The following is a 16,903-nucleotide window of genomic DNA, read 5'->3' on the forward strand; positions in this document are numbered from 1 at the left end:
CCATGTCCACGCCGATGGAAGACGACGAACTGGCCGCCCTGCTGGAACGCTACGGCAACGCCACCGAGGAATTCGAGCATCGGGGCGGCTATGACCTGGAAAACCGGGCCCAGGCAGTGTTGACCGGGCTGGGGGTCGGCAGCGACCGCTACAACTTCCCGGTCGAGTCTTTCAGCGGCGGTTGGAAAATGCGCATCGCCCTGGCCGGCATCCTCACCGTCAATCCGGACGTCCTGCTGTTGGACGAGCCGACTAACCATCTGGACGTCGAATCGATTGTCTGGCTGGAGGAATGGCTGGTGAGCGAATTCAAAGGCGCGCTGCTGATGACCTGCCATGACCGCGAGTTCATGAACCGGGTGGTTGGGCGGATTGTCGAGGTGGCCAATCAGAACGTGACCACCTACAGCGGCAACTATGATTTTTATCTGCGCGAGCGGGAAATCCGGCGGGAACAGTTGCTGGCCAGCTACCGGCGCCAGCAGGAGATGCTGGCCAAGGAGGAGGACTTCATTGCCCGCTTCGGGGCGCGGGTTTCCCACGCCGCCCAGGTACAGTCCCGGATCAAGAAGTTGGAGAAGATCGAGCGGATCGAACTGCCGCCCGAGCAGCGGATTATGAAGTTCGAGTTTGCCGAACCGCCCCGCAGCGGCGACGACGTCGCCCGTCTGGACGGCCTCAGCAAGGTCTGGCTGCAACCCGACGGCACAACCCGCCAGGTGTTCAGCGGCCTTGCAGGCATGATCCGGCGACGAGAGAAGATCGCGCTCACCGGCCGCAACGGGGCCGGCAAATCCACCCTGCTCAAGGTGCTGGCCGGGCAGGCGGAGCCAACCACCGGCACGGTGTCGATTGGGGCCAACGTCCTGGTCGGCTATTTCAGCCAGCATTCCATGGAGTTGCTCGACGGCGAGATGACGGTGTCTGAAACCGTGCAGGCGGCCATGCCCCAGGTCAACATCGGGGTGGTCCGCAACCTCTGCGCCGCCTTCCTCTTTCAGGGCGACGACGTTGACAAGAAGATCAAACTCCTCTCCGGCGGCGAAAAAAGCCGGGTGGTGCTGGCCATGCTCCTGGCTCGGCCGCTTAATTTCCTCATCTTAGACGAACCCACCAACCATCTCGACATCCAGTCGCGCGAGGTGCTGCTCGAAGCCCTGCAGCAGTTCGCCGGCACCCTGATCATGGTCAGCCACGACCGCCATTTCCTCCGCTCCCTGGTCAACCGGGTTTTTGAGATCGACCACGGCCAGATGCGGATTTTTGAGGGCAACTACGATTATTATCTGGAACAGATTGCGCCGGCGGCGCTTCCGGGCGGGGCGTGAAAGGGCGGGAGATTTTGGGAGACAAGGGGCGAGTTGAAGCGTCCGGCCTTGTCGGTCTGGCTAAGTGTTAAGGCGTGCGTAAATCACCGGACATTGAACACGCCTTTTTCGAGGCGAACCACCATGCCCTTGGGATTTCATCGGGTTATCAATGATGCCAGGTCAAAACATGTTCGGTGATTAATGGCCGTGTCAATAAAAGAAACTAAAATACCCCTTTTATGAACTATTCGGCCTCTGAGCCCTGTTTTTGAAAAGGGTAAAATTCTGTCTTGGTAGCCGTTGTCATCCTGCCTGTGCCTGTAAGGAAGCCATTGACTACTGCGCTTTTTCATTATTAGACAAAATGAATTATCTGTCTAATAATGAATTGTTATCTCTCATCCTCATTTCCTTGACACAAGGAACGCATATTTTGTCTTGGTTTTGCTGCCAGGAATGTTTTTTTCTTGATCCAAGTCTTTCCCTTGGCGGTCGAACCTTCGGTTCTCGAGCTAAGGAACAGGAGCGCGATTGATTTTATGGATACTAAAGAACCGGTCCCAAATCTAAGTGATTTCTTCAAGAAATTAATATTCCAAAAATTTGGAATTCCTGGCCTTTGTGGATTGGTGCTACTTTTTAGCTTGGTTTACATCTGGACTCATTGGAAGGAAGTTAAAATATGGCCAGGTGTTGAACAGGTTGTTGAATTCTCTTCGAGGAAAAAAATTTCCACTGCCGATCCTGAACGGTTTTCAGTCATTGTAGCTCGGTTGGACCATGACCCTAACCGTGACCACGAACAACTGATTGTCGAATTACTGAAGGAATTTAAAGGAGTTCATACTCGCCTCCTTGATCAGTTTATCCTTAAAGACGATATCACGGAAGAAGGGGAAAAGAAGGGTCACGAGAAGGCACGCGCCTTTTTGAATGAGAACAATGCTTCTGTGCTCATATGGGGAACGGTCCTTAATTATAACGGTAAAACCATTCCGAAACTCTACTTGACCGCTTCTTATGGGGAGCCGCTCTCTGGTCAATATCGTCCTCTTGGGGAAACGGAGGTTCGACTCCCTGATGTCTTCTGGGAAGATTTAACCCAAATTCTACAACTGGTCATAGCAAAGCTTGATGCGGAATTTCGGGCAAATGAAGGCCGATATGTAGCAGATAAATTACCTCTCTTTATATCTCGGATCCAAACGCTTTTAAAGAAAAGTACAAACAATCAAGGTTGGAATGATGATAGCAGATCATCGGTACGAACAATTTTGGCTGACGCTTTAGTTGTTCTGGGGACACAGAGTGGTGAAAGCGCACCCTTGGATGAAGCGGTTTCGGCCTACCGGGAGGCGCTCAAGGAGCGGACCCGGGAGCGGGTTCCCCTCGACTGGGCTGGGACCCAGAACAACCTGGGCAATGCCCTTGTGACATTGGGCAAGCGGGTGATCGGGACGGCTCGGCTGGATGAAGCGGTTTCAGTCTACCGGGAGGCGCTCAAAGAGTTGACCCGGGAGCGGGTTCCCCGCAACTGGGCTGGGACCCAGAACAACCTGGGCAATGCCCTTGCGACATTGGGCGAGCGGGAGAGCGGGACGGCTCGGCTAGATGAAGCGGTTTTGGCCTACCGGGAGGCGCTCAAGGAATTCGAGGGGGGGCAAACTGTTTATGATGTCACAGAAATAAAGAATTCCCTCAAAAGAGTTGAAATCATGATCCAGCAACGAAAAGGAGGCAGCGTCTCAAAAAACGCCAATTTGCGTTGATTGAGCAACATTGCGTGTGCGCCGGATCATCGGGATTACAGATTGCGGGGGACAGGATATATATCTTTGCGTCATGGTCACCGTCATCTCCGAATGTACTCCTTCTTTGAAAACACAATCTCTGGGGGGAATGCATCGTGCAAAGTTGGGTGCAAGGGAATGGTAAATTTCCTCTATTGTTCACCTCACCGCAACAACCCCGGCCAAAACACCATCACCCCGCCAAGCACAACCAGCACCACCCCGCCGACAAGCCGGCAATGACCGGCGTAGCGCTGGCCGATGCTGGTGTCCAGAGCCAGCACCGCCAGACTGAAGATGACCAGATCGTCGAGCATGAAGAAGAAATCGTAGAGCAGGATGTAGCCGTAGTATTCGAGGGTCGGCAGATCGCGCAGGGCCAGGGTGTGGGTGAAGATGGCCGGCAGGGCGGCTGAACAGGCGAACTCGATTGAATTGACGATAAAGGCCAGGACGATGATGCTGAACACCGTGAACAGGGTCAGGGGCGCGTCAACAATGCGGTCGATCCGGTGCATGGTTCGTTTCTTGGCGGCGGCGTCGCCAATGGCGCAGGTGATCTGCCCCTTGGTCTGCACATATTCGCGGATGCTGAGGATGCCCGCGCCCAGGGCGCCAAGGCCGATGATCAGGGTCAGGCTGCGCAGGTAGCCGAGGAAGAGAAAGACGTTGAGCCAGGCGGTCATGAACAGGAAATAGAGAATGCCCGAACTGGCGACAAAGGTTCCAACCAGCAGCCAGATTTTGCGGCGGTCGTTCAGGCTGACGATCAGCGAGATCAGGTACACCAGCACCCACATGGCGCAGGGATTGAAGCCGTCGACCAGGCCGATGATCACTGCCAGCGCCGGCAAGGAATACTCGGCCAGTCGGATCGTGCCCACCAGCGGCAGATCGAGGGTTTGGCGACCGCCGCCTGGGTCCGCTTGCGGAAACAGGGAGGGATCGTTGGCCAGCAGAGCGCGGATTGCCTGTTCCAGTTGCACGCCGGTGGTTTCCGGAGTGTCGAATCCGTCGATCACATAGGGGCCGATAAAGGTCATGGGCACGCCGACGCTCCGGTCCGGGCGGCCGCTCTTGGCGATGAAGTCGGCGAGCAGTCGGACGTTTTCCTGCCTTGAAGTGTCGTAGTGGACCCAGGAAAGTTCCGGATATTTAGCCTGAAGATAGGGGATAAAGGCCTTTTGCGCGCGGCAATGCGGGCATTGGGGGTGGAAGAAAAAGGCAATCTGCCGCTGGTGCGGGTCAATGTGTCCGGCCCGCTGATATTCAACGCAGGAGAGGCCGACGCCCAGCAGGATCAGGGCGAGAAAGAGGCCTCTGCGGAAAGGGTCGCGGATGATTTTTCGCAGCCAGTCTGGAATTTTGAAGAAGGCGGCATGCTGCATAAGTTTCACTGGGAGCGTTGGAGGGAACGGGGCGGTTCGGATCCGTTTCGCACAACGGGCGCGCAACCTTGGGGATGGTCTGAAAACAACGAAAAAATATGCCGAAGGGTGCCGATCTGCAACAATTATTTGCCGATCTCGCCGAGGCCGTGAATGCTGCCGTGCCGACGTTGCCGCGAAGGGGTGCGCACGTTCGCGGAAGGCGTTTGAGCGCGGCTCTATGCCCCCTGAGAGGCACGGGGCATAATGACCCGATGACGTATAGCGCAGGGCGCTGGGAGAAAAAATGACCTAGTCGCCCAATTTCAAAAAAGAAATTTATGACGTCTCCCTCTTGATGTGCGCCGGCGACATTCTGTCGGGTGTTGATGTGGGGCAAAATGTCCCGCTCCCTGTTTCTTGTCCTGGTCCAACATACTGGAAATGCGATATTTTTTTCGGGCACATTGTTTGCTTGGGGAGTGTTGCAGTCAAGAAAACCTCTAGGATTCTTAGAGGGGTGAGGATGAAGCCTGCCCATCACTGTTCCTGCTCTGCTCCTGGCAGGCTTCATCCATAACCGAAACAGAATCAACGACTAATATTTCTTTTAGATCACAATTTATCCTCTATAATCTTGTATGCGGACAAAGTGTCCGCGACGCGTATGCAGGGGCTTGTTTGAGGTCAGTGCGGTCAAGCTCTTTTATGCAAAACTCAAAGGTCGGCTTAGTTCCAAGGGGGGGCAATGAAATTTACATCCGTCCGAACAAAAATTGCTGGTATTGCAGGGGGCTGTCTGATTGTCTCATCCGCGGTGCTGGTCGGTTACAGTCTGTACACCGCTCGCTCGAATCAGCAGCTCGTCAACACCCGCGTGTCCCAGTTGATCGAAACGCGGTCCCTTGACGGATTGAAAAATCTCGCCCGCGATTATGCCGGAAAGATTCAAGTTGAATTCCTTGTCGCCCTGGATGCGGCTCGAACCATGGCCGACGTTTTTATGCTTTCAAAAGCAAAGGAAAACGGCGGGCTTGAGTTGGGAAGGAATCAAATCAACGGCGTTTTGCTCAAGGTGTTAAAGAACAATCCCAATTTTAACGGCACCTATTCCTGTTGGGAGCCGAATGCTCTGGACGGGCGCGACGCTGACTTTACCACCGGCAAAGACGGCAACAACCAGCAGACCGGGCGGTTCACCCCCTATTGGAACCGCGACGAGAAGGGCAATATCGCGGTGCAGCCGCTGGTGGAATACGACACCCGAGACCGCCACCCCAACGGAGTGCTCAAGGGCGGCTGGTATATTAATCCCAGTGAAAATCACACTGAGAGCGTGCTCGACCCCTTTCCCTACATCGTGCAGGGCAAGCAGGTCTGGCTGACCACGCTTTCCGTGCCGATTCTGGTGGACAAGAAATTTTACGGCGTGGCCGGAACCGATTACAACCTCAATTTTGTTCAGGAATTGTCAAAGAACGTCGACAAGGAACTCTTTGAGGGAAAAGGCGAAATCATTATCGTCAGCAATATGGGGCTGATCGTTGCCCACAGTGAAAAACCCGATCTGGTCGGCAGCCATTTGAAAAACGTCATCGCCGAAGGTTGGGAGCAGAATTTGCGGGACATCCAGGCGGGCAACAGCGTCGCCGCCCTCAATCAGAAAGAAAAGCAATTTGAAGTGTTCGCCCCCATCGCCCTCGGCCGCACCGGCAAGCCGTGGTCGGTTATGATTCGGGTCAAGCAGGAGACGGTCCTGGCCGACGCCATTGCTTTGGATAAAGATTTGACCGCCGCCGGCCGCAAAAGCATGTCCATGTTGATCGGAACCGGAGCGGCAACCAGTGTTTTGGCCATTGCGCTGTTGTGGTATGCCGCCGGCGGCGTTGTTCGTCCCATTCGAGGCACGGTTGACATGCTGAAAGACATTGCCGAGGGCGAGGGCGATCTCACCAAGCGGCTGGAAATCAAGGCCAATGACGAGGTCGGCGAAATGGCCACGTGGTTTAATCTGTTCATGGATAAACTGCAGGAACTGATTAAGCAGATTGTTGCCGACGCCGGTTCGCTCAACGCCTCGTCCTCGTCGCTTTCACGGATCGCCGTGCAAATGAAGGAGGGGGCGGATTCCATGGCGGAACGGTCCCGATCTGTCGCCGTCGGCGCCGAGGAGATGGACGTCACCATGAGCGGCGTGGCCTCGGCCTGTGAAGAGGCGGCCACCAACGTCAACATGGTCTCGGCGTCCACTGAAAACATGACGATGACCATCCGGGAAATTGCCAAAAAATCAGAGGAATCGCGCACGATCTCCGAGTCTGCGGTGTCCAAGGCCGGAGACGTGTCCGAGAAGTTGGGCAAACTTGGCCAGAGCACCTTGGAAATCAGCAAAGTCACTGAAGTGATTTCCGATATTTCCGATCAGATCAATCTGTTGGCTCTGAACGCCACCATTGAGGCGGCCCGGGCCGGCGACGCGGGCAAGGGCTTTGCGGTGGTCGCCTCTGAGGTCAAGGAACTGGCCAAGCAGACCGCCGAGGCCACCCAGGTGGTGCAGCAGCAGATCGAAAACATTCAGGTTTCCACCGATGAAACCGTGTCGGAGGTCGGCCAGATCCTGGAAATTTTCAAGAGCGTCAGCGAAAACGTTGCGTCCATTGCTGAAGAGGTCGAAGGCCAAGCCGCCATGACCCAGGAGATTGCCGACAATATTTCCCAGACCTCGGCGGGAATACAGGAGGTCAATCACAACGTCAGCCAAGGGTCGGTGGTGATCGGCTCAATCACCAGCGAAATTTCCGGAGTGAATCAGGCGGTCCAGGATGCGTCCGTATCCATCGGCAAGATCAATGAAAGCGCGGTGGAATTGTCGAGCCTGTCAAGCAAGCTGCAGGTGCTGGTGGGACGTTTCAAGGTGTGAGTCGGAAGCGTCTCTGCCGTGCGTGGTCAGTCGGGACCATGCACGGCAGAGTCTTGAAGTGCAAATAAAAAACAGTCGGCCCGGAGGCGCTTGAAGCCTCCGGGCCGTTTTTGTTGAGCGAAAGGGTTGTGGCAACAACAAGGCCGGTTGACGCGTCGGTGCGGCAAGGTCCCTGCTTGGTTGGGTGTTGAACAACGGGAAGGTGTTGCACAACGGGAGCGCCATCGACGGCGGGCAAAGGAGAGACTGACAGCCCCGCCGCCAATGGCTGCAGATTGGGCGCTTATTGTTCCTCAGCGCCGATATAGCGATAGACCAGGGCGCCAAGCACGGCTCCGGCGATTGGGGCCACCCAGAACGCCCACAACTGCGCCAGGGCCCAGTCGCCGACATACAGGGCCACGCCCAGGCTGCGGGCCGGATTGACCGAGGTGTTGGTGACCGGGATGCTGATCAGATGGATCAGGGTCAGACAGAGGCCGATGGCGACCGGCGCCATGCCTTTGGGGGCTCGTGCGTCGGTGGAACCGAGGATGACGAGGAGAAACATCATGGTCAGCAGGACCTCGGCGATCAGGGCTGCGGCCAGGGAGTAGCCGCCCGGCGAATGCGCGCCGTAGCCGTTGGAGGCAAAGCCCGCTGACAGCTCAAAGCCTGCTTTGCCGCTGGCGATCAGATAGAGCGCGCCGCCGGCAAGGACGCCGCCAATCACCTGGGCCGCGATGTAGGGCAGCAATTGGTTGGCCGGAAAACGACCGCCGACCCAGAGGCCAATCGAAACCGCCGGGTTGAGATGGCAGCCGGAGATGTGGCCAATGGCGTAGGCCATGGTCAGCACGGTCAAGCCAAAGGCCAGGGAAACGCCGAGCAGGCCGATGCCCACCTCCGGAAAGGCGGCAGAAAGAACCGCGCTGCCGCAACCGCCAAACACCAGCCAGAACGTCCCAAAAGTTTCCGCAACATACCTTCTCATACGATTTTCCTCCTTGTTTAAGGTCCAAGTTCAACTGCAACAGTTAACGATGGAAGAGGATAGCACGGAATAACGGTGAGGTGCAGTAAGTTTCCGGTAATTTTTTTAAAGAAGAGAGGATAGGGGGCCGGCTGGAAAGCCACTCAGGCGAGTAGGGCGCGCAGGCGGCCAATGTTTGCAAGGTCTTCAGCCAAATCCGGGCCTTTGTCGGTTTCAAGCGTCATGGGATGGTGGTGGAAACGGGGATCGTTGAGCAGGCAACGAAACCCTTCCAGTCCGATCTGGCCAAAGCCGATATGCTCATGGCGGTCGACCCGGCTGCCGCAGCCTTTTTTCGAGTCGTTGAGGTGGAAAAACTGGACCCGGCCGCAACCGATGTGTTGCTCCAGTTGGGTCATGGTCTGGGCATACCCGGCGGCGGTTGTCAGGTCGTAGCCGGCGGCAAAGATATGGCAGGTGTCGACGCAAACGCCCAACCGCTCCGAGTAGCGGCTGTGGTGCAGCAGCCAGCCCAGCTCCTCGAATTGGCTGCCCAGGGCGGTCCCCTGGCCGGCGGTGGTCTCCAGCAGGATGGTGAGATTGGCATCGCGCGCGCCCGAACGCTCCAGGGTCAACTCCAGGTTGCGCGCCACTGCGTGCAGCCCGGCCTCAACGCCGGCGCCGCCGTGGCTGCCGGGATGAATCACCACCAGCTCGATGCCCAGTTGGCCGCAGCGCCTGAGCTCCTCGGCAAAGGCGGCGACGGATTTTTCCGCCTTGTCCGGCTCTGTGGCCGCCAGATTGATCAGGTAGGAAGCATGGGAGGCCACCGGCATGTTGCCGGCCGCCTGCCGTTTTTCTTGGAACAGCCGGACGTCGTCGGCGTGCAGCGGATTTGCGCGCCACTGCCGCTGGTTGGCGGTGAAAATCTGCAGGGATTCGCCGCCGACCTGAAGGATGCGGTCAAAGGCCAGATGTACGCCCCCGGCAATCGACTGGTGCGCGCCGAGCAGCGGCATCACCGGCCTCCGCGCGGGCGACGGTTGCGGTTCACATCTGCCATTGTCGCTCCAGGTAGGCAAGTCCGTCGTGGTTGGTCAGGTCGAGCTGGATCGGCGTGACCGAGATGAAACCGTTGCGCACCGCCTGCTCGTCGGTGTCGTCGCCGCCGGACCAATGCACGGTGCCGCCGCCGATCCAGTAATGCTTGCGGCCCCAAGGGTCAAAGGTTTCCTGGATGGCGTCCCGGTAGAGTCTGCGTCCCTGGCGGGTGAAACGGATGCCGCCGATCTCGCCGGCGGCCAGCGGCGGAATGTTGATGTTGAGCAGCGCCTTGGGCGGCAGATGCATGGCCAGGGCCATGGAGGCCAGTTTCCAGGCCACCGCCGCCGCCACCTCGAAATCATAGGGCGGCGAGCCGCCAAGGGAAAAGGCCAGCGAGGGGATGCCGTACATCGTCCCTTCAATGGCCGCCGACACCGTGCCCGAATAGCTGATGTCGTCGCCCAGGTTGGCGCCGGGGTTGATCCCGGACACCAGCAGGTCCGGCTTGCGGCGGAGAATTTTATTGATGGCAATGGTGACGCAGTCGGTGGGCGTGCCGTCGATGGTGTGGATGCGCTCGTCGAGCTGAACAACCCGCAGCGGCCGGTTCATGGTCAGGGAATGGCTGACCGCCGAATTGTCGCGTTCCGGGGCGACAATCACCGCCTCGCCCAAGGAGCCGACCGCCTCAAGCAGGGCGCGGATGCCCGGCGCGTACACGCCGTCGTCGTTGGTGACCAGAATCAGTGGTTTGGGCATGGCTATTGTGCGGAAGGGTGGTTGAAGGCTTGGATAAAGGCGCGGATGCGTTTGGCGTTGACGCCCAGATCGCTGACCCCGGCGCGGGAGGCGGAACGGAGATCAATCCGGCTGCCACCGGCCGTGGACGTGATCCGGACGACAATATCGTCGGCAAAACCAAAAATGAGGGTGTGGTCGACCGCCTCAATCACCCCCTGGTCGCTGTTCTCGGCAAGGACGCGCCAACCGAGCCCCATTGCTGCGGCGCGGCAGGCCTGGAACGCCTCTGTCGGCGGCATCGGCGTCTCAATCGGCTTGATGTCGGGGTAGGCACGTTGCTGTCGCTCGGCAATTGCCGTCCCCGCGTACTCAAGGCTGTTTTCGCCCGCCTTGCGCAAGGCCTTTGCCGCCGAAAAGGCGGGCGGGTTGACGGTGTCGGTGCTGATATCGTGGATCGGCGGCGCCTTGGCGCCCTGCATGCCCAACAAGAGAACGCCGATCAGGGCCGGCAGGGAAAGGGCGACCGAAATCAGACACTGTTTGCCGCCGCGACGACCTGCGCGCAACAGGACAAACAGCAGCGCCAGGCTGCAAAAACCGGTCAGCGCCAAGCCGCCGGCTGCCGCCGCCGTCGCCAGCAGGGCCGGCCGCCAAGGCAGCAACGACGCCCTGAAGCCAATCACTGCCGCCAGGGCCAACAACAGCCAGAACGCCTGGAGTTTTACCAGCCAATGGGTGTGGGGGGTGTTCACGCGTCATTCTCCTTGAAGAAAAAGGCGACCATGTCTTGAACAGAGGGCGTTCTTTCCGTATACTCGTGCTATGTATGATGTTGCTTCGCAATCGGGCGTTGCCCAAGCATTGACGCAATAGGTCGCGACTATGGATCATAGCAAAGGCTCGCTCATCCTGAAAGCACTTTCCCCTGCCGCCGATGCGGCGCAGATTGCCGCCTACCTGGAAAAACGGGCCAAAAGCATTCCCCGCGACAAGATCCCTTCCTTGCTCAATAACCTGCCGGTGGTCCTCAGCCGCAATGTTGCCGAAGAAACCGGGCGGGCAGTCATCCGTCGTCTTGAAGAGTTGGGAGCCGAGGCCTTGTTCGTTCCCAGTCGGACCGCCGAGGCAGGCGAGGCGTCTGGCGATTCGCCCAGCGATCCGGTCGACGCCGCCGCGCTCATCCAAGCCGGACGGGCCGGGCGGGCCAAAGACAGTCGGTTGACGCATGCGCTCAAGCAAATCAACAAAGAGCTCTGGATTGTGCTCTCCATGCTGGGAATCGCCTGGATGCTCAATTACACCATTGCCTCCCAGTATCTGCTGCTTGGCTTCTACACCTTGCCGGCGGTGCTTTCCGCCTACCTGTTCGGGCGTCGCCAAGCGGTGCTGACCGCCTTTGCCAGCATCCTCCTGGTGGGTCTGGTCAGTCATTTCAATCCGGGTCGGTTTGCCCAGTTCAATCTGGCCGGGGTGGGCGGCGACAACCAGTGGTATCACATCGTTTCCTGGGGGTGCATCCTGCTGGTGACCGCCTACGCCATGGGAACCTTGTATGAACGTGATAAAACGAAGATGGAGGAGCTGCGGCAGACCTATCAGGGACTGTTGCTGATTCTTCGTCACTTCATCGGCCAGGATGAAGAAATGGAAAATCATTGTTTTCGCGTCTCCATCTATGCAACCCGCATTGCCGCCGCCATGAGGCTTGAAAAGGACGCCGTTGAAGACATCCGTTCGGCGGCGCTGTTGCACGACCTGGGGCGGTTGAAGATCAGCCGGAGCATTCTCCTCAAGGCGGCCGGCTTGAGGCAAAACGAACGCCAGGCGGCCTGCGAAACCACCTCCAATGAGCATCTGCTCAGCGGCTCCATGGGCAGGATACTGCCCTTGCTGCTCGGGCATCACGAGCAATTTGAACAGACGGAGCAGGGGGCAGAGCAAGGCAAGGAATCCATTCCCCTGGGAGCGCGCATCCTGGCGGTGGCCGACGTCTATGACGCGCTGACGGTCGGCGGCCCTGATCAAAAAGCCTTGTCGCTCGAGGCGGCGAAGGAAAAAATTCTCGCTGAAACCGAGCGGCCGTTTGATCCTGAAGTGGTTGCGGCCTTTGTCGCCGCCTTCGACCGGATGGAAATGGAACTGCCCAGCATTATCCTGTAGTTTCTTCCGACCCGCTTTGCCTGCCGCATTGATCACTCATTCCTTCTCGCTCCATCGCTTGGTTCTGAATTTTTCCATCTGCGCCTGATAGAAGACGCGATTTTGCGGATCCAGGCGGAATGCGCGGATTTCGGTTGCCACGGCCTCCTCAATAAGTCCGTTGGCCCAATAGGCCGTGGCCAGGGTGTCGAGAATGTAGCCGCGCTCCTTGATGAGCGTGGCGGTTCGCGCCAGGGTCAGGGCGCGTTCTGGGTTGCGGAGCGTTTTCTCCTGGGCGGTCAGCAGCAGCCAAGCGAGGTTGTTGTTGACCTCGGCGTTCATCGGCGCCAACAGCAGGGCCTTTTCATAGGCGTCCACCGCTTTCTTCTCCAGTTTGCGGCTTTGCAGAAAATCAGCGAGATAGATCAGCCAGAGGCTGTTCTCCGGCTCCTGGCGCACTTTCTGCAACAACACGGCTTCGGCGTATTTGGTCTCGTATCCTTCGGACAGTTTGCCGACGTCCATTTGGTGCAGGGACAGCACCAGCAGGCCGATACAGGCAAAATAGACCAGAAGGCTGAGGCGGAGTTTGCGTTCGTGCCGGCGGATAAGTCCCCTGTCTCCCTCGCATTGCTTGAGAAAATCGACCCGCTCGCCGATGCCGAAGTGGTGCCAGTTTTTCTCGTCCCGGTTGCCGCCGCTGAGCAGGGCGATTTTTTCAAAGGCGCTGATCAGCGGTCTGCTGGTGCCAACAGCGCGAAAAACATAGGCGTCGGCCTGGCGCTCGAAATTGCGGATAAAGTAGCCAAACACAAAACGAAAATAGACGAGCATCAACAGCAAGAGCGGTGCGGTGGCGAGCACGCCCAGCACGTTTTCCGGGGTGAACGGCAGGTGGGGCAGCGCCTGGTAAAAGAGATCGCTGGTGAGGACGAGATGGGGCAGGGGAGTGGCGACCGCCCCGGCGAGCAGGCTGAAGCCGAGGAAAAGGATGATGTAGAGGATGAGGTGCAGGTGGCGGACGTGGCCAATTTCGTGGGCGAGCACGCTGTCGATTTCTTCCTCGCTGAGCGATTCGAGCAGGGCGGGGGTGATCAGCAGGTAGCGCAGCTTAGGCACGATGCCCATGATGCCTGCGGTCAGCACCTGGCCTTCAAAAAGCGGCCAGGTGTAGATCTCGGAATGGAAACCCTGGGCCCGGCAGAAGGCCAGCAGTCGTTCCCGGGTCGGGCCCGGCGGCAGGGGCGTGCATCCCCAGAGAAAGCGAACCAGCGGCGGAAAGGCCAGGGTCAGAAACACCAGAAAGCAGGCAAAGAGCACCAGGTCGCCCCAGGGGGAACGCAGCAGTTTGTTCAACTGCGGAAATGGCAGGGCTTGCAGACCGTCAAAAACCAGGGACAGGGTCAGCCAGGGCAGGACAATGGGCAGGTTGGCCTTGAAATTGGAGCGAACAAAGGCAAGGGGCGTGTAGGCGCGCTGGAAAATTCCCTGGTAACGCAGCCGGGCAGCCCGCCACATCAACATCAGGAGCAGGAAAAAACAGCCCAGGCCGGCAATGTCCGCCAGCACCGGAAACCGGCCGCCAACCGCGAGGGGGTTGAGGTAGTATTTCAGGTCAAGCAGGTAGATGAAGCCCATAAACACCAGCACCGCCAGAATTGACAGCTTTTTTTCGACCGCAAAGTAGGCGGTGGGGCCGGCGGCGGAACGCGAAAACAAATGATCGGCGATGCGGGCAAACCCCCAGGTGGTTGCCGCGAAAGCAGCGAGCGCCCAGAGGAGAGGAAGCGCTGGTTTGGCCGCTGGGGTGTTGGTGGAAAAAACAAAGATGGCCACTAAAAAGTAGAGCAGATTGTTGTAGAGCATGGAGGCCGCCTGTCGGTGTTTTGTCCGCGCCGCGCGCCGTGCGCTCTGCGGACCAGTGGGAAGGAAAGGTGGGCTAAACGTATGCACACTCGGGGCAATGTGCCAGAATCGTTTGTTGTTTTGAGCTATTTTCCTGATCAGTGCCCTGATTTTTCGGGAAAATATGAAAAAATATTGACCTTTCTCCATTCCCTGTTATTATATTGCGTTTACCGTAATGTTTGGGCCTATAGCTCAGTTGGCTAGAGCCACCGGCTCATAACCGGTCGGTCCCTGGTTCGAGTCCAGGTGGGCCCACCAAATTTTTGGAAGTGCGGATCGGATTTTCCCTTGAACTCCTCCCCCCTTCACAGCTACCTGATTTGAATACGTTGAGCAGTGACCGACAATCATGGCTGAAACAACAGCGGGGCATTGAAACAGATGTCTGAAAAGAGGTGCATCTCCCAGAGGATGTGCCTCTTTTTCTTTACTGAGTAATACAGAGTGCCTACCGTTCAAGATTTTCTCGATATTCTGCAACGCATAACCCCGGAAAACCTGGCTGAGGACTGGGACAACGTCGGTCTCCTGGTCGGCGAACCGCAACGCGCGGTCCACCGCATCCTGCTGGCGCTTGACCCGACCTGCTCCCTGCTCGATCAGGCCCGCGCCGGCGGCTACGATCTTGTTCTCACCCACCACCCCGTCATTTTTCGGCCCTTGAAAGCGCTCCGCACCGACGCTCCCATCGGCAAATTTCTCGCAACCGCCATTCGCGATCAGATCAGCATCGTTGCCTGTCACACCAATCTTGATTCCATCCCAGGCGGCGTCAGCGATCATTTGGCCCAGGCGCTCGGCCTGGAGGATTGCAAACCGCTGGTCATTTCCTCCATGGGCTGCGACCTGAATTGCGGCATTGGTCGTCTCGGCGTCTATGCAACGCCGCTGTCCGTCGAAGCCTTCCTTGGCCGCCTTCGCCAGGTCTGCGCTCCGCCCTGGATGCTGGAAGCAGGCCCCCGGCCCGAGCAGGTGGCGACCGTGGCCGTCTGCGGCGGTTCCTGTTCCGACTTGGCGGAAACCGCGCTGCGCCAGGGGGCTGACGTCTTTGTCACCGCCGAAATCAAACATTCCGTGGCGCGCTGGGCCGAGGAGGCGGGGCTTTGGTTGCTCGACGCCGGTCACTTCGCCACCGAAAATCCGGCCATGTCCTTTTTCGGCGACAGATTGCGGCAAGAGGCCGCCCTTCGCGGATGGGATCTGGTCATTGACGCGGCGCAGCAGGCGCCGCCCCTGCGCCTGGTATGAATCAGCCCATCCGGCGGCGCTCGCAGTCGTACGCCACAATCGCCTGCGCGCCCCCGTTGCTTGTCACCCCTTCTATCTTGCACCTTCGCACCTTTTTTAACACTAGACAGACCGATTGAGGAGTTCATCATTGAAAGAGGAAATATTCCAATTCATCAAGCTGCAGGCAATCGACAGCCAAATTGCCGGGTTCGACAACGCCATCGCCAAGCATCAAGCGGTCATTGCCGGCCGGGAACAGGCTATCGCGGAGAAGCTGGAGACCATCGCCGCGTTCCGGGGCAAGGTTGATTTGCTCAATCAGAAGCAGCGGGAAACCAAGATCGAGCACGACGACGCCGGCGCGCGGGTCAAAGATCGGCAGAACAAGATGATGCAGGTGCAGACCAGCCGCGAACACCAGGCGCTGCTCAAGGAAATTGAGGAAAACAAACGGCTGGTCAAGGAGACCGAAGACCGAATTCTCCAATTCATTGAACAGATTGAGCAGTTGGAGGAAGAGGCGACCACCCTGGAAAACCTCTGCGCGGGCGAACAGCAATTGCTGGCCCAAGAGATTGAGAACGTCGACAAGGAAATTAAGCGCGTCGAGGTCTCGAAAAAATCAGTGGTCAGCCAGCGGGATATCGCAGCTTCCGAATTGCGGGCAGCCGACCTCAAGCGCTACACCCTGTTGATCAACAAGCGCGACGGGTTGGCGGTGGTGCCCATCATCGACAGCGTCTGCCAGGGCTGCTATATGGCGCTGCCCCCCCAGCAGGTCATTGAAGTGCGCAGGGCCGACAAGTTGAACATCTGTCCGACTTGCCAGCGCATCCTGTACTACAAAGAGCCCGAGGCTGTCGCTGTTGACAAATAAACCGCCCGCCAGGGCCGGTATTCTCAAGCAACTGGCGCAACAGCTCGACGATGCGGTTCTGGAACGGATTTTTCCCGGCCAGCGGCCCAACGACATCCGGCGGATCATTGCCGGCGACAAACCGGATGCAGGCCGGCCGGCGGTCGGGCAGGGTCCGGCGGACGCGGTTGCCGCGCCAAGCCAAGGCGGAGCAGTCAGTCGTTGTCGTCTCTTCACCGACGGCGCTTCCCGCGGCAATCCCGGCCAGGCCGGCGCCGGCGCGGTGCTGCTGGCCGACGACGGCCGGGAGTTGGCGACCTGCTCGGTCTATCTCGGAACCTGCACCAACAATGTCGCCGAATACAAGGCCTTGCTCATCGGTTTGGACGAGGTTTTACGGCAGGGTTGCTGCGAAGTGGCGGTTTCGCTGGATTCGGAACTGATCGTGCGCCAGATTCAGGGGCGCTACAAGGTAAAAAACGAGGTGCTGCTGCCCCTGTTCCAACAGGTTCAGGCGCGGCTCGCCCGGATGAAGACGTGGTCGATTGCCCATGTCCCCAGGGCGCAGAATGCGCGCGCCGATCAGCTGGCCAATCAGGGGATCGATCAGAAAGACGGTTGAGGGGTTGCGCGCCCCCTGCAACAC

General features: G+C 58.3%; 13 protein-coding genes and 1 tRNA gene. 8 read left to right on the forward strand and 6 right to left on the reverse strand.

Annotation, left to right across the window (positions count from 1 at the left end; translation table 11 throughout):
- Together RCH93_RS06295 and RCH93_RS06300 are read left to right on the forward strand one after the other, a co-directional pair.
- Positions 1-1,328, forward strand: a 1,328-nt coding sequence (locus RCH93_RS06295; protein WP_306547477.1) for an ABC-F family ATP-binding cassette domain-containing protein, incomplete at its 5' end; no start/stop codon positions are given.
- A 521-nt stretch (positions 1,329-1,849) separates the two neighbouring features.
- Positions 1,850-3,079 (forward strand): tetratricopeptide repeat protein, encoded by a 1,230-nt coding sequence (locus RCH93_RS06300; RefSeq protein WP_306547478.1) that lies wholly within the window; start codon positions 1,850-1,852, stop codon positions 3,077-3,079.
- A gap of 185 nt (positions 3,080-3,264) precedes the next feature.
- Here RCH93_RS06300 and RCH93_RS06305 read toward each other — a convergent pair whose 3' ends face one another.
- Complete coding sequence (locus tag RCH93_RS06305; protein WP_306547479.1) at positions 3,265-4,488, reverse strand: hypothetical protein; 1,224 nt, start codon at positions 4,486-4,488, stop codon at positions 3,265-3,267.
- A gap of 727 nt (positions 4,489-5,215) precedes the next feature.
- Between RCH93_RS06305 and RCH93_RS06310 the strand changes: the two genes are divergently transcribed.
- Positions 5,216-7,387, forward strand: coding sequence for a methyl-accepting chemotaxis protein (locus RCH93_RS06310; RefSeq protein WP_306547480.1), 2,172 nt, complete (start codon positions 5,216-5,218; stop codon positions 7,385-7,387).
- 283 nt (positions 7,388-7,670) lie between these two features.
- Here the strand turns inward: RCH93_RS06310 and aqpZ are convergent, their stop codons facing one another.
- The 4 genes from aqpZ to RCH93_RS06330 all read right to left on the reverse strand — a co-directional run bounded on the left by aqpZ (position 7,671) and on the right by RCH93_RS06330 (position 10,876).
- Complete coding sequence (gene aqpZ / locus RCH93_RS06315; RefSeq protein WP_306547481.1) at positions 7,671-8,360, reverse strand: aquaporin Z; 690 nt, start codon at positions 8,358-8,360, stop codon at positions 7,671-7,673.
- Positions 8,361-8,503: 143 nt separating this feature from the next.
- Positions 8,504-9,358, reverse strand: a complete 855-nt coding sequence (locus tag RCH93_RS06320) for a deoxyribonuclease IV (RefSeq protein ID WP_306547482.1) — start codon at positions 9,356-9,358, stop codon at positions 8,504-8,506.
- A 31-nt stretch (positions 9,359-9,389) separates the two neighbouring features.
- Positions 9,390-10,142 (reverse strand): 5'/3'-nucleotidase SurE, encoded by a 753-nt coding sequence (gene surE, locus RCH93_RS06325; protein ID WP_306547483.1) that lies wholly within the window; start codon positions 10,140-10,142, stop codon positions 9,390-9,392.
- A 2-nt stretch (positions 10,143-10,144) separates the two neighbouring features.
- Complete coding sequence (locus tag RCH93_RS06330) at positions 10,145-10,876, reverse strand: DUF1499 domain-containing protein (protein WP_306547484.1); 732 nt, start codon at positions 10,874-10,876, stop codon at positions 10,145-10,147.
- A gap of 130 nt (positions 10,877-11,006) precedes the next feature.
- Between RCH93_RS06330 and RCH93_RS06335 the strand changes: the two genes are divergently transcribed.
- On the forward strand, positions 11,007-12,284 hold the full coding sequence (locus tag RCH93_RS06335; protein ID WP_306547485.1) for an HD-GYP domain-containing protein: 1,278 nt from the start codon (positions 11,007-11,009) through the stop codon (positions 12,282-12,284).
- Positions 12,285-12,320: 36 nt separating this feature from the next.
- On the opposite strand, the gene RCH93_RS06340 is transcribed toward RCH93_RS06335, so the two are convergent.
- Positions 12,321-14,129 carry a M48 family metallopeptidase gene (locus RCH93_RS06340; protein ID WP_306547486.1) on the reverse strand — a complete coding sequence of 603 codons (1,809 nt, stop codon included), beginning with the start codon at positions 14,127-14,129 and terminating at the stop codon, positions 12,321-12,323.
- A gap of 223 nt (positions 14,130-14,352) precedes the next feature.
- On the opposite strand from RCH93_RS06340, the gene RCH93_RS06345 reads away from it, so the two are divergent.
- The 4 genes from RCH93_RS06345 (at position 14,353) to RCH93_RS06360 (ending at position 16,879) form a co-directional block, all read left to right on the forward strand.
- Positions 14,353-14,429, forward strand: a tRNA-Ile gene (locus RCH93_RS06345).
- 186 nt (positions 14,430-14,615) lie between these two features.
- Positions 14,616-15,419 (forward strand): Nif3-like dinuclear metal center hexameric protein, encoded by an 804-nt coding sequence (locus tag RCH93_RS06350; protein WP_306547487.1) that lies wholly within the window; start codon positions 14,616-14,618, stop codon positions 15,417-15,419.
- A 130-nt stretch (positions 15,420-15,549) separates the two neighbouring features.
- Positions 15,550-16,278 carry a zinc ribbon domain-containing protein gene (locus RCH93_RS06355; protein WP_306547488.1) on the forward strand — a complete coding sequence of 243 codons (729 nt, stop codon included), beginning with the start codon at positions 15,550-15,552 and terminating at the stop codon, positions 16,276-16,278.
- On the forward strand, positions 16,268-16,879 hold the full coding sequence (locus RCH93_RS06360) for a ribonuclease HI family protein (protein WP_306547489.1): 612 nt from the start codon (positions 16,268-16,270) through the stop codon (positions 16,877-16,879). Before RCH93_RS06355 ends, RCH93_RS06360 begins: the two co-directional genes overlap by 11 nt.
- The last annotated feature ends 24 nt before the right edge of the window (positions 16,880-16,903 follow it).

Source organism: Desulfobulbus sp. (genome assembly GCF_030824455.1).
Classification (GTDB): Bacteria; Desulfobacterota; Desulfobulbia; order Desulfobulbales; family Desulfobulbaceae; genus Desulfobulbus.